A 14,480-nucleotide genomic window follows, 5' to 3' on the forward strand; every position below is an offset into this window, starting at 1 on the left:
AAATTTGGAGCGGCACACGAGGTTCGAACTCGTGACCTCAACCTTGGCAAGGTTGCGCTCTACCAGCTGAGCTAGTGCCGCTTCATTTTGAGCATTACTAATTCACTGAGGAGTTTGCTGCAACGGCAACCGAGGTTGCGCTACTCTCTATATCCACACTGAGCTAGTGCCGCTTCATTTTGCGAACTGAAAGCTAAGCTTCCCGTTCAAGCAAGAGGTCTTGCTGATACCGAAGAAGCTGGTTTAGCGCCCTGCCCCCTCGATGTGCTGTGCATTGTAGCGGCCTCAGGATTTAGGTCAACAGTCTTTTTTAATGTTTTTGACTGTTCGAGTAAAAACTAGCCCGCAACGTTTATTTAGTGCACTTAACGCATTAATACTGGCCAAGCTGCGCGTAAATAAACCACCATAGACCAAAGAGTTAGGCCCGTTGCCAGCCATAAACTAACCATACCAACGATATGCAGCATTGGGTGTAGCTGAGCGATTAGCACAATTAGCGAGATCATCTGGAAGGTGGTCTTGTACTTGCCGATATTTGACACCGCAACCGTGGAGCGTTTACCCAGTTCTGCCATCCACTCGCGCAGTGCCGAGATGATCACTTCGCGCGCGACCATCACCACGGCAGGAATGGTTACCCACAAATCTTGATAGTGATGAACCAAGACTACCAGTGCAGTAACAACCATCACTTTATCGGCCACTGGGTCCAAAAACGCCCCAAATGGGGTGCTTTGCTCTAGTTTGCGCGCCAGATAACCGTCAAGGTAGTCGGTGATTGCCGCCAAACTGAAAATCAGTGCTGCAGCGATATATGCCCATTCGACAGGAAGATAGAAGGCGATAAGAAAAAACGGAATCAGTACGACTCGGAACAGTGTCAGTATATTTGGGATATTGTTCATAGTGTGTCATTAACAGCATTGATGGCGCTATGGTGCATAAAAACGGCTAGTGATGCAATGCATCATGAATATTGTGCGCCAGTTCATTGCTAATCCCTGGCACTTTACTTAACTCCTCCACGCTGGCCTGCTTAACTTGCTGCAAACCGCCCAGATAGCTCAGTAGAGCCTGACGCTTCTTCGGCCCCACTCCTGGGATCTTTTCTAAACTACTCTGCTGGCGGGCTTTATCGCGGCGGTTTCGATGACCGGTAATCGCAAAACGATGGCTTTCATCGCGAATATGTTGGATAAGGTGCAAGGCCTTAGAATCCGAAGGTAGATGCTCTTCCCTGCGGCTCTCGCCGATCAGTAGCGTTTCGAGGCCGGGCTTACGCGTCACACCTTTGGCAACGCCGACCAGCAATGGCTGACGCTCCATATCCAGCGATTCAATCACCTTGAAGGCGGCATTCACCTGCCCCTTGCCCCCATCGATAAACAGAATGTCGGGGATCTTATCGGCTGACTGCTGTTTGCCATAGCGACGCAGCAGCGCTTGTTGCATCGCCGCGTAATCATCACCGCCGGTAATACCTTCGATGTTGAAGCGGCGATAATCGGTTTTAAGCGGCCCTTCACGGTTGAACACCACGCAAGAGGCCACGGTCAGCTCGCCTTGGGTATGGCTGATATCGAAACACTCCATACGCTTGATGGGCTGCTGCATATCCAACACGGCTTCTAACTCGGTAATGCGCTGATGCACGGTGCTGCGCTGGGTTAGCTTGGTCTGCAGGGCGTTGTCAGCGTTGGTATTGGCCAGCGCAACAAAGCGTTGCTTCTCGCCGCGTTTAGGCACGCGTAATGACACGCTCAGCTGCGACTGCTCAGACAGCACGCTGGCAATCGCGTCCCAATCTTCATCCAGACTTGGCAGTAAGATTTCCTCTACCCGGCTGCTTTGACGCTGCTCTGAGAGGTAGTACTGCAACACAAAGCTGCGCAGCACTTCTTCTGGTTCAACCTGAGCAGGCACCTTTGGGTAGTAGGAGCGACTGCCCAGCACTTGGCCATCACGGATCATTAGTAGGTGCACTACTGCGACACCGTTAGAGAAGGCAAAGCCAATCACGTCGCTATGGCCGACGTTGCCAGTTACAAACTGCTGCTCTTGTACGGCGCGCATCGCCTGGATCTGATCGCGCAGCGCCGCAGCTTTTTCAAAGGCCAGTTCGCTACTGGCTTGCTGCATCTTCTCTACCAGCAGGTTGATCACTTCCTGGCTTTTGCCCTTGAGGAACATTCGCGCCAGATTGACTTGCTGCTGATAATCGTCGTCACTGATCAAGCCTTTCACACACGGGCCAGAGCAGCGTTTCAACTGATACTGCAAACACGGGCGGGTACGATTGGCGTACTCGTTATCACTACATTGGCGAATAGGAAACAAGCGCTGCATCAGGTGCAGGCTTTTGTGTACGGCGCCGCCATTGGGGTACGGACCGAAATACTCGCCTTTGGCTCGACGAGGCCCTCGGTGCATACCAATACGCGGGTGCTTATGATCGGTAACCAGAATGTATGGATAGCTTTTGTCGTCGCGCAACAACACGTTGTACTTGGGTAAGTACTTTTTGATCAGGTTGTGTTCGAGGATCAGCGCTTCTGTTTCGGTATGGGTGACCGTTACTTCAATGCGCGCAATTTGGCTGACTAAGGCGCGGGTTTTCGCGCTGTCGACCCGCTTGCGAAAATAGGAGCTTAAGCGTTTCTTGAGTGACTTCGCCTTGCCGACATAGATAACCTCGTCGGCGGCGCTATACATGCGATAGACGCCACTTTCTTCGGTCACTCGCTTGAGGAAGGCTTTGCTGTCAAAGCCTTCCGTATCCGCGGAGTCAGGTTGAAGCGGCTGCGACATTACAGTTTTTCGGAATCGATCATTCCGTGGCGGATCGCCAAATGGGTTAGCTCTACGTCGCCTTTAATACTGAGCTTTTCGAACAGGCGATAACGGTAGGAGTTAACGGTTTTCGGGCTCAGGCTAAGCTGCTCTGAGATGTCGTTAACCTTCTCACCCCGGGTGATCATCAGCATAATTTGCAGCTCTCGCTCAGACAGCGCGTCGAAAGGATTCTCTCCCGGCGAGCTAAACTGGCTAAGCGCCATCTGTTGAGCGATCTCCGGTGAGAGATAACGCTGACCCGCATTGACGGCACGGATAGCGTTGAGCATCTCTTCAGGTGCCGCGCTCTTGGTCAGGTAGCCACAGGCGCCGGCCTGCATTACCTTGGCGGGGAATGGATTCTCGGTATGTACGGTGAGTACAATGATTTTGGCATCAGGGTTATAGCGCAGGATCTTGCGGGTGGCTTCTACCCCACCAATACCGGGCATGTTCATATCCATCAGAATGACGCTGGCTTGGTTCTGACGACACCATTGCACCGCTTCTTCGCCACTCTGTGCTTCACCGATAACTTTAAAGCCTCTTACGTCCTCTAATATGCGTCGAATTCCTTTACGAACAAGCTCATGGTCATCAACCAGAAAGACATTAATCAAAGGGTATACTCCAGGCTGTTGGAAACATCGTTAGTTGAGCAGTTGCGCAACCAGAAAACTTTATATCCCAACGATATAAAAAAGAAAAGTATTTACCACTGATAATGTTAGTCGAATTAGTAGGAAAAGAGTCTAAAAGCGAAGTACCTACCAACGCAGGCAAAAACAAGACATAAAAAAAACCGAGCTAGAGGCTCGGTTTAGTAGATGGCGGAGGGGGAGAGATTTGAACTCTCGGTGAGCTATTAACCCACGCCGGTTTTCAAGACCGGTGCATTCGACCACTCTGCCACCCCTCCGCAGAAGACGGGCGCATAATACTGAGCGATTTGCTGCTTGTAAACAGTTAAATCGTCAAACTGTGTTGTTTGCTTGTTTGCCGATCAATCTGTGTGTTTTCAGTGCTCTACCGCTTGGTTAAGCAAATGCAAAAAGGGCTCGCCGTAGCGAGCCCTTTTTTGTTTCAACAAGCGTTTCACTTAGCGAGGCAGGTAGCTCTTACCCATCAAGAAGGTGTCGATGGCTTGTGCAGCACCACGGCCTTCGTTGATTGCCCACACGATCAGGCTCTGTCCACGACGGGCATCACCCGCAGCAAACACGCCTTTCGCGCTTGTGGCGTACTCACCGTATTCAGCTTTCGCGTTGCTGCGTGCATCTTTCTCTACACCCAACTCGTCGATGATTGCCGCCTCTGGACCTAAGAAGCCCATTGCCAGCAACACCAGGTCGGCCTTGATAACTTCTTCGCTGCCCGGTACTGGCTGAGGCACCATTTGACCTGAAGCGTTCTTGGTCCACTCGATTTTCACGGTGTGAACGGCAGTCACTTGGCCTTGCTCGTTGCCTTCCAGCTTCTGCGTCATTACCAGGTAGCGACGTGGATCTTCGCCTTGAATGGCGATAGCTTCGTCTTGACCGTAGTCACGCTTAAGGGTGCGCTTAAACTCGGGCCATGGGTTATCAGACGCCCGCTCTTCCGGAGGCTGAGGCATAATCTCAAGCTGTGTTACCTGAGCACACTTATGGCGCAGCGAGGTACCCACACAGTCGGTGCCGGTATCACCACCACCGATAACCACCACATGCTTGTCTTTCGCGCTGATGTAGTTGCCATCTTCCAGGTTGCTGTCCAGTAAGCTCTTGGTGTTTTTGCCCAAGAACTCCATGGCGAAGTGCACGCCTTCAAGCTGGCGGCCTTCCACTGGCAGATCGCGCGGCACGGTTGCACCGGTCGCGATTAGCAGCGCGTCGTAGTCATCGTTTAGACGCGTCACTGAGATGTCTTTACCCACTTCAACGCCAGTCTTGAACTCAATGCCCTCTTCGCGCATCAGGTCGATACGGCGCTCAACGATCTCTTTCTGCAGCTTCATGTTCGGAATACCGTACATCAGCAGGCCACCGATACGGTCGGCACGCTCGTATACTGTTACCTTGTGACCAGCAGAGTTAAGCTGCGCAGCGGCGGCCAGGCCGGCGGGGCCTGAACCGACAACAGCGACCTTTTTACCAGTGCGGGTTTTCGGCGGATTGGCCTTCACCCAGCCCTCTTTAAAGGCGCGCTCGATGATGTTGTACTCTTGGTTCTTAATGGCCACCGGTGGCGCATTGATCCCCAGAACACACGAGTCTTCACACGGCGCAGGACAAACCCGGCCAGTGAACTCTGGGAAGTTATTGGTCTTGTGCAGACGGTCGATGGCATCTTGCCAGCGGCCGCGATACACCAAGTCATTCCACTCAGGGATCAGGTTGTTAATCGGACAACCGGCTACCCGAGGGGCGACCGATGAGTCACCGGAGTGACAGAACGGGATACCACAGTCCATGCAGCGTGATGCCTGGTCCTTGGTAGCCTGTTCACTCATTGGGCTTTTTACTTCTAGCCAATCAATTAGACGCTCAGCCGGATCTCGGTCCGCAGCCAGCTTCCTTTCTATCTCTAAAAATCCAGTTGGATTAGCCATTTCTCTCTCCTAAACTGTCGCTGGCTTGGCAGCTTTGGCCGCTTCTTTCGCTTCGTTGACTTTGGCAAGGTGCATATCAAATGCCGCTACCGCAATATCGTAGTCATTGTCGTACTGACCAGACTCACGCGCTTGCTTCATGTAACCCTGCATGCGCTCGTAGTCAGTCGGCATAACACGTACGAACTGCTTAACCGCTACCTGCCAATCATCCAACAGCTCTTTAGCCACGTCAGATTCGGTGTTCTGATAGTGTTTCTCGATAAGCGCTTTCAGCTCTGAGGCTTCCTGCTCATCGTCGATTCCGCCTAGGCGCACCATCTCCATGTTGCAACGCTCAGCGAACTTGCCGCTGCGATCCAGTACGTAAGCAACACCGCCTGACATACCGGCAGCGAAGTTACGACCGGTCTCACCCAGGATGACGGCTTTACCACCGGTCATGTATTCACAGCCATGGTCGCCCACGCCTTCAACAACCGCAGTCACACCAGAGTTGCGTACACAGAAACGCTCACCTGCGATACCTCGGATAAAGGCTTCACCCGAGGTGCCGCCGAAGAAGGCCACGTTACCAATGATGATGTTATCGCGCGCGGCGAATGGTGCTTGTTTAGCTGGGTAAACAACTAGCTTGGCACCTGACAGGCCTTTACCGAAGTAGTCGTTGGCATCGCCTTCAAGCTCGAAGCTCACGCCTTTAGCGGCGAAGGCTGCGAAGCTTTGACCGGCACTACCATCGAACTTCACTTTTATGGTGTCTTCAGCCAAACCCTCTGCGCCGTAGCGCTTGGATACTTCGTTCGACACCATGGTACCAACGCTTCGGTTAGTGTTAATGATGTCGTAGCTCAGCGATACCGGCTTGGCCGACTCGAGGGCTTCGCTGGCATCTTTGATTAGCTGTCGGTCCACGATATCGTGGATCAGGTGTTGCTGCTCGCTGCTACAGTAGTTGGTTTCGCCTTCGCCCAGAGGCTCCTTGAACAGGATTGGCGATAGGTTAACGCTCTTCTGCTTAGACGTTTCCAGATCTTCACGTGGTGACAGACACTGAACCTGGCCAACCATCTCGTTGATGCTACGGAAGCCCAGCTCAGCCATAATCTCACGCAGACCTTCAGCCAGCATGGTGAAGAAGTTCACCACGTGATCTACCTGACCTTTGTAGCGCTCACGCAGGCGACGGTCTTGGGTCGCGATACCCACAGGACAAGTGTTCAAGTGACACTTACGCATCATGGTACAACCTTCTACCACCAAGGCAGCGGTTGCTACGCCCCACTCTTCCGCACCTAGCAGGGTTGCGATAGCAAGGTCGCGCGGAGTCTTCATCTGACCGTCGGCTTGAACCACGATACGCGAGCGCAGGCGGTTCTTAATCAGGGTTTGGTTGGTTTCAGCCAGCCCCAGCTCCCACGGCAGACCCGCGTGCTTAATCGAACTCAGTGGCGATGCACCGGTACCACCATCGTGGCCAGCAATCAGTACCACGTCGGCATAGCCCTTACATACGCCCGATGCGATGGTGCCAACACCCGCCTCAGATACCAACTTCACGTTGATACGCGCGTCGCGGTTAGCGTTCTTCAGGTCATAAATAAGCTGCGCCAAATCTTCAATCGAGTAGATATCGTGGTGCGGCGGAGGTGAAATCAAGCCTACACCCGGAGTAGAACCACGGGTCTTACCGATCCATGCATCTACTTTATCACCGGGCAGCTGACCACCTTCACCGGGCTTCGCGCCCTGGGCCATCTTAATCTGCAGCTCTTCGGCATTCGCCAAGTAGTGGCTGGTTACACCGAAACGACCAGAGGCGACCTGCTTGATCTTGGAGAGCATCGAGTCGCCATTTTCCATCTTCTCGAAACGGATTGGATCCTCACCGCCCTCACCCGAGTTGGACTTACCGCCAATGCGGTTCATCGCAATCGCCAAGGTGGTGTGCGCTTCCCAAGAGATCGAACCGAAGCTCATCGCACCGGTAGCGAAACGCTTCATGATATCATCGGCAGATTCCACTTCGCTCAGCGGAATGCTTGGGCGATCGGAGTTGAACTTCAGCAAGCCACGCAGGGTGTACGACTCTTTGGCTTGGTTATCAACGTGCCGCGCATAGTCTTTGAACACGTCGTAGTTGTTGGTGCTACTGGCGTGTTGCAGCAAACGAATGGTGTTCGGGTTGAACAGGTGACGCTCGCCATCTTTACGCCATGCGTATTCACCGCCAGATTTAAGCAGCAAATCACCGAATGGGTTGTCATCGGTTGGGAAGCCTTCACGGTGGCGTGCCAGTGCTTCGCCAGCGATGTCATTCAGGCTCAAGCCTTCCACACGGCTTACGGTGCCGGTGAAGTATTTATCAACCACTTCTTGGTTGATACCCAGCGCTTCGAAGATCTGCGCACCTTGGTAGGATTGCAGGGTTGAGATACCCATCTTCGAGAAAATCTTCAACAAACCGCTGCCAATACCCTTGGTGTACTTGGCGATCACCTGATCATTGCTCAGATCAGTGCTCAAGATACCTTGGTCGCGCATGTCGAACAGGGTTTCGATGGCCAAGTACGGGTTAACCGCGGCTGCGCCAAAGCCCAATACAGTGGCAAAGTGGTGCGTTTCGCGGATATCGCCAGACTCAACGATAATATCGGCTTGCGCACGGATACCTTCGCGGATCAGGTAGTGGTGAACCGCTGCAGTGGCCAGCACAGATGGGATCGCCGCATGATCATTGTCGACCTTACGGTCACTCAGGATGATGATAGAGAAACCATCTTCGATGTAGTCTTTGGCGTGACGGCAGATGCGCTCCAACGCCTTCTCCAACTCGCCTTCTTTGCCATTGGCCTGGAAGGTGGTGTGGATAGTGGCCGCCTGGAAGTGGTTTTGATCCACATGGCGCAGTTTGGCCAACTGCTCGTTGGTCAGCAGCGGCTGTTTGATCTCGACCTTACGACAATGAAGTGCAGTCTCTTCCAGCAGGTTCAAGTCGGCGCCCACGTAGGTGCGCAGCGACATCACCATCTCTTCACGGATAGGGTCGATTGGCGGGTTAGTTACCTGGGCAAACAACTGCTTGAAGTAGTGGCTGAGGTGCGGGTTCTGCTGTGACAGAATCGCCAATGGCGTATCGGTACCCATTGCCCCCAGCGGCTCTTTACCGCCATTTACCATCGGTTTAAGGATGGCGTTAATGTCTTCTTGGCTGTAACCGAAGGCCTTTTGGCGCTTCTCCAAGCTGTGCTGGGTGGCAAAGCGGTCATTACCGGAAGGCAGTGGAAGCTCATCCAGAACAATCTTGTTGTTCTCAACCCAATCGCCATAAGGCTGGCTTGAACATACGCGTTGCTTCACTTCATCATCGGCGATGATGCGACCTTCTTCTAGGTCAGCAATAAAGATCTTACCGGGCTGCAAGCGGCCTTTCTGCACCACTTTACTTTGGTCAACAACCAAGGCGCCGGTTTCAGAGCCCATTACCACCAAGCCATCGTCGGTTACCAGGTAGCGCGAAGGACGCAGACCGTTACGGTCTAGGGTGGCGCCAATCTTTTTACCGTCGGTGAACGAGATAGACGCTGGACCATCCCACGGCTCCATTACACACGAGTAGTACTCGTAGAAGGCGCGCTTAACTGGATCCATGTCGTCCTGGGTTTGCCATGCCTCTGGCACAACCATCATCATCACCTGCTCTAACGGGCGACCGCTCATTACCAACAGCTCAACACACATATCGAGGTTGGCCGAGTCAGAGCGCGACAGGTCACACACCGGGTAGATCATCTCCAACTCTTCTTTAGAGAAGTTGATGTTGGCAAACAGCGCTTCGCGGGCGCGCATCCAGTTTACGTTGCCTTTCACGGTGTTAATTTCGCCGTTGTGGGCAATATAGCGGAATGGCTGAGCCAAACGCCAAGCTGGGAAAGTGTTGGTAGAAAAACGCGAGTGGAACATCGCAATCGCCGACACGACTCGCTCTTCTTGCAGGTCTAAGTAGTACTTACGTACCTGCGCGGTAGTTAGCTGACCTTTGTATACGATGGTGCGCGATGACATAGAAGAGATATAGAAGTCTTCGTCAACGCCGCTCACGGTGGCATCGGCCAAATGCAGGGTATATTTGCGCAGAACAAACAGCTTACGCTCGAACACTTGCTGCTCAAGATTGGCTGGCTTGGCAATAAACACCTGCTCGATTTGTGGTTCGTTGTCCAGTGAGGCTTGCCCCAAGCTGCTGTTATCTTTTGGCACCAAACGGTAACCCAACAGTTTAAGCCCAAGCTTTTCAATGTTGCGGTTCAGAATCGAGCGACACTCATCACGCAGTGACGCGTCGCTTGGGAAGAACACCATACCCACGCCATAATCGCCGGGCTGTGGCAGGTTAATGCCATTCTTGCTGGTTTCTTCTTTAAAGAATTCATGAGGAAGTTGGATCAGAATACCCGCGCCGTCGCCGCTGTCGACGTCGCAACCGGTTCCACCCCGGTGTTCCATGCAGGTGAGCATAGTCAGGGCATTTTCAATTACATCATGGCTCTTGCGCCCTTTCAGGTGCGCAACAAAGCCGATGCCGCAGCTATCGTGCTCGAAGTCTGGCCTGTATAGGCCCTGATGGTGTTGAGTTGTGTTTGTCATCCAGTAATTCCTATTTACTGCTACTTTGGGCGTTCCTAACCGCTAGTGCTATTCATCCCAAAGCACGTTTAGTTCTCGCTGGGAGTGACCACCTTTATTAATGGTGGCATTACCGCAGATTGTTAGTCGAATACTCTGCTTTCCCTTGATTTTCCAGTATCTACCAGCAGAAGCTTTGTCGCTTTTTCGGCAGACCGAAAGGACACCTTACCACAGGTAGAAAGTAAATTTCACACTTGACAGATAATTTAGTTAAATAATTAACTGTCGTTATGCGAAATATTGACCATATATGCCTAATATCTCAGTATTTTTGCAAATTGATGCACCATCTAAACTACTTAACTATCGCCAACGACACGTAAGTAATTAAATGACGAAAGTTTTACTCATTGGTAAGTCATTTTGCGGCGTTCAGGCAGAAAAAAGCCGGGCAAAAGCCCGGCTCATCAAACCCTACTCGCTTACACGTCGAAACGGTTCTGCAGCGGTGGCATTACCTGCTTCTTGCGGCTAACGACGCCTGGCAGGTCGATCATTTGACCTTCGAAGCTGCCGCCTAGTGTTTCGGTTACCAGCTCGGCTTCTTCACTGCAGATCAAGCCTTTTGAGGTCAAGGCGTTGATGTCAGTCAGAATCACCAGTGCAGTATGGTAGCCTTCGTTGTCTTTCAGGCTTTGTAGCGCGGTTTGCAGCTCTTCTTCACGGGCCAGTACCGGGTCCAGAGAAGTCAGCTCGAGCTGAGCGATAGCGAATTGCTTGCCGCCGATCTCGTAGACTTTTTGATCACGTAGCACCAGCTCATCAGCAGGTACCTTGCTCACATCAGATTTAGCCGCAAACTGTTCGTCGGCGAAGGCTTCAACATCGCTAACGCCAGCCAGCTCGGCTAACGCCAATGCAGCGGTGCGGTCCTCTTCTACAAAAGTAGGCGAGTTGAACTTCACGGTATCGCTAAGAATGGCGCCCAACATCAGGGTAGCGGCTTCTTTACTAGGAGTAATGTCTGCTGCTTTATACATGCTGTAAACAATGGTACAGCTGCAGCCAACTGGGCGGATCCAGCACTCTAGCGGTTCAGCGGTGGTGATATCACCGAGTTTGTGGTGATCAACGATGCCACGAATGGTGGCTTGCTTGGCATCTTTTGGTGCCTGGCCCCAATCTGAGTAATCGATAAGCCAAACTTCTTCACCCGCGATTTCCGTGCGCACTTCCGGGGCATCAAAGCCGATCTTGTCTAACAGGAACTGAGCTTCTGGATTCGGCGTGCCTTGAGCAATCGCGGTAGCCGGGGTACCTTTCTTGGTTAAAAGCTCTGCCAGTGAGATAGCACCAGCGATACTGTCGCAATCGGGATTGGTGTGTCCGAGAACTAACATCTAAATATCCACTCTAAGTTGTATAACGATAACTGTCTGGCGATGATAGGGCGCAGCGCCTTTGAGTTCAACTAGACCTTGATATTAGGCTGTAAAAACGGCATAAAATGTTAAAGGTTTGCTAATAACCTGAGTGTTTTACTCGATTATTTGACCTTGATCTTTGATCTTTTTGGGATTTTTGCCGTTATACTAGGGCGAACTCTTGCCCGAGTGGTTTGATTTGAATTACGGAGTCATGACATGAACCAACCAAGCACCATTAAGTACTCTGCGGTTTCTGCCTTAGAAACCAACAAAGTACTTCGTAACACCTACGCCCTGCTCTCGATGACCTTGTTCACCAGTGCCTTGGCTGCCTTATTTGCTATGGCGATTGGCATTGGTCCTATGGCTTCTTTGGGCATGATGATCGGCGCCATCGTCATCGTATGGTTTATTTTGCCACGCAGCATTAACTCTTCAATGGGTATCGTTTGGACCTTTGTGTTCACCTCATTGATGGGCGCATCGCTTGGCCCAACACTCACCTACTATGTGAGTTTGGACCAAGGCCCAATGATTGTTATGCAAGCACTTGGCATGACCGGCCTTATCTTCTTTGCCATGTCGGGCTATGTTCTGACTACCAAGAAGAACATGAGCTTTATGGGTGGCTTCCTGGGCGCAGGCCTGATTGTGTTGCTGATTTGTATGGTACTGAACATCTTCTTCGGTACGCCTGCAACTAGCCTGGCTATCAGCGCCGCCGTAGTTATGTTGTTCTCTGGTTTCATCCTGTATGACACCAGCCGCATCCTACGCGGTGAGGAGACCAACTACATCGCAGCAACTGTTAGCATGTACCTAAACCTGTTCAACATCTTCGTTCACTTGTTGCACATCCTTGGTGTAATGAACGACGACTAAACCTAAATTATGCAGTACTAAACGCCCCGCTAGTCGGGGCGTTTCTTTATATGACACAGACTATTTCAACTCTTCTTAATCAACTCGATTGGCCTCGGGCACTACGTGCCGGATTGCTCACAATCGTTTTTTGTGCGCTCATTCCTTGGCTCGACAGCGATACCATCCTTACGATGGTATTGGGCCTGATTGCTGCAGGTTTAGCCGACGGGCCAGATTTCTATCGCCAACCTTTTGCCAGCATTACCATGATGTTGGTGAGTTTTAGCCTTGCCAGCCTCTCAGTCACGCTATTGTTCCCCTACCCTTGGCTGTTTGCGCTAGGGCTGGTGAGCTCTACCTATCTATTTATGCTGATGCCGGTAGTTGGGCAAAAATATGGCTCCATCGCACTGAGCTCGTTGATTGTTGCGGTGTATACCATGCTTGGCTACCACAGCATCGACGAGCCATTGATGCAGCCACTTTGGCTGGTGACTGGCGCCCTAATCTACGCAAGCTCAGCGCTACTATTCGATCGCGCCTTCCCAACCCTTAGCTTAGATAAACAGCTGCGACAGATGTATCGCCAACTAAGCGGCTACGCTGTGTGTAAGGCACGCCTGTTTCAAGATGGTGCCAATGCGCAAGAGATATTGCAGCAATTGCGTGAACGCGCCGCAGCCATCTCCGAGCGCGGCAGCCAGGTCCGCTACGGCCTGTTTTTGCAGCAGCAGCGCCGTCGTGGTCAGATTGGCTCAGAGCAAATGGATACGTTTTTCCTTGGTCAATTATTGTTTGAACGACTTAGCGCCGCGCACTTTGCTTACTCAGATATTCAGCGCCTGCAGCTCAAGCCGCGTTTGCGGGCACAAGTACGCCAGGTGCTGGTAGACCTCTCACGCTGTATTACCAATGACGAGAATAACCTCGCGGCGGTCGCCCAACGCGCAAAGGCACTGGCGGGCAGCGAACCTGATTCGCCCGCGCTTATCGGCCTGCTTGATAACGTGCAACACTGTATTGAGCTGCTCGCCGAACCGCCAGAGTTCCCTGAGCCAGAACATCAATTTACGACCCGCACTGGCAGCGGATTAATAGGCTACATAAAGCAAAGCCTAACGCTCAATACCAACATCAACCGCCATGCCCTGCGCGTGTCGAGCTTGATGCTGATAGGCTACGGCGCAGTGCTACTGTCTGGGCACGAACAGGCATTCTGGCTCATGCTGAGCTGTGTACTGGTCACCAAGCCTAACTATCAGGATACTAAAAGCCGCTTTTCTCAGCGCAGTATTGGCACTGCAGTCGGCATCTTGTTGGCAGCGCTGTTAGCCCAACTATACCTGCCATGGTTTGCCGCATCGCTATTGTTAGCGGCGCTGGTACTCAGCTTCTTTTTGTTCTTCCACCACAACTATGGCTTGGCGGTGTGCCTGATCACGCTGTTCGTTGGCTTGTCACTGACCTTACAAGGTAGCCAAGGCGGCCAAGTGTTGGTGATTCGTCTTGTGGCCACACTAAGCGGCAGCTTGATGGCGCTCGCGGCATTACGCTGGTTTTGGCCCGATTGGGGTGAAAAACATACCAAAGGCGCGGTGGCTGATGCCTTGCTGCACGGACAACAGTATTTGCGCTCGGTATCGCTTCAATTGTTAGCGCAGCAAAGCGATGAGCTGCAAGAATTTCGTATGTCCCGCTACTACTCTCAGCAAAGTAGCGCGCATTTGCTGCGTCACTGGCAACAGCTGATGGCAGAGCCCCAATCTAAACGCGCTACCAGCCCGCAGTTGTATCGCTTTATTGGCCACTATCAAAACTTTGTTAGCCATACAGCCGCGCTGTCTGCCCACCGTACTCAGCAAATCAGCCCTAAAGCACTCAAAGAGATCGATGGGATCTGTCAGCTTTTTTGCAACCAGTTGGGTAGCTTGCATGCCTATCTGGAGAAAAACCAACTATGGCAGGCCTCGGTGAACGACCTTACGACAGATGTGGCACTGGCCAACAGAAGGTTGTTGCCACTGCTACAAGGCAGTGAACAAATCATCGCTTTTCAATTACAATTGCTCGCCGAAGACGTAAGCCGCATGCAAGCTGAGATCAGCGAAGGCGGATGGTAGCAGCTTACTAATAGA

The 14,480-nt window shown here is 52.1% G+C and carries 8 protein-coding genes and 2 tRNA genes; 2 read left to right on the top strand and 8 right to left on the bottom strand.

The annotated features are described in order from the left end of the window. Positions 1–5: 5 nt before the first annotated feature. The 8 genes from G462_RS0120190 to G462_RS0120225 form a co-directional block, all read right to left on the bottom strand. Positions 6–81 (bottom strand) — tRNA-Gly (locus tag G462_RS0120190). Positions 82–365: 284 nt separating this feature from the next. Then, positions 366–908, bottom strand: a complete 543-nt coding sequence (pgsA, locus tag G462_RS0120195; protein ID WP_026960578.1) for a CDP-diacylglycerol--glycerol-3-phosphate 3-phosphatidyltransferase — start codon at positions 906–908, stop codon at positions 366–368. Positions 909–954: 46 nt separating this feature from the next. After that, positions 955–2,811, bottom strand: coding sequence for an excinuclease ABC subunit UvrC (gene uvrC, locus G462_RS0120200; protein ID WP_026960579.1), 1,857 nt, complete (start codon positions 2,809–2,811; stop codon positions 955–957). Further along, positions 2,811–3,455, bottom strand: a complete 645-nt coding sequence (gene uvrY, locus G462_RS0120205; protein ID WP_026960580.1) for a UvrY/SirA/GacA family response regulator transcription factor — start codon at positions 3,453–3,455, stop codon at positions 2,811–2,813. The genes uvrC and uvrY overlap by 1 nt, the downstream gene beginning before the upstream one ends. A gap of 208 nt (positions 3,456–3,663) precedes the next feature. Further along, positions 3,664–3,754: transfer RNA gene (locus G462_RS0120210), tRNA-Ser, on the bottom strand. A 180-nt stretch (positions 3,755–3,934) separates the two neighbouring features. After that, positions 3,935–5,425, bottom strand: coding sequence for a glutamate synthase subunit beta (locus G462_RS0120215; protein ID WP_026960581.1), 1,491 nt, complete (start codon positions 5,423–5,425; stop codon positions 3,935–3,937). Positions 5,426–5,434: 9 nt separating this feature from the next. Continuing rightward, positions 5,435–10,072, bottom strand: a complete 4,638-nt coding sequence (gene gltB / locus G462_RS0120220) for a glutamate synthase large subunit (protein ID WP_026960582.1) — start codon at positions 10,070–10,072, stop codon at positions 5,435–5,437. Positions 10,073–10,536: 464 nt separating this feature from the next. Continuing rightward, positions 10,537–11,454 (bottom strand): manganese-dependent inorganic pyrophosphatase, encoded by a 918-nt coding sequence (locus tag G462_RS0120225; protein WP_026960583.1) that lies wholly within the window; start codon positions 11,452–11,454, stop codon positions 10,537–10,539. A 243-nt stretch (positions 11,455–11,697) separates the two neighbouring features. Between G462_RS0120225 and G462_RS0120230 the strand changes: the two genes are divergently transcribed. After that, positions 11,698–12,363 (top strand): Bax inhibitor-1/YccA family protein, encoded by a 666-nt coding sequence (locus G462_RS0120230; protein ID WP_026960584.1) that lies wholly within the window; start codon positions 11,698–11,700, stop codon positions 12,361–12,363. A 50-nt stretch (positions 12,364–12,413) separates the two neighbouring features. Then, positions 12,414–14,465 carry an FUSC family membrane protein gene (locus G462_RS0120235; protein WP_084405164.1) on the top strand — a complete coding sequence of 684 codons (2,052 nt, stop codon included), beginning with the start codon at positions 12,414–12,416 and terminating at the stop codon, positions 14,463–14,465. Positions 14,466–14,480: the final 15 nt, after the last annotated feature.

Origin of the sequence: Aliagarivorans taiwanensis DSM 22990 (genome assembly GCF_000429505.1) — a bacterium.
GTDB lineage: Bacteria > Pseudomonadota > Gammaproteobacteria > Enterobacterales > Celerinatantimonadaceae > Aliagarivorans > Aliagarivorans taiwanensis.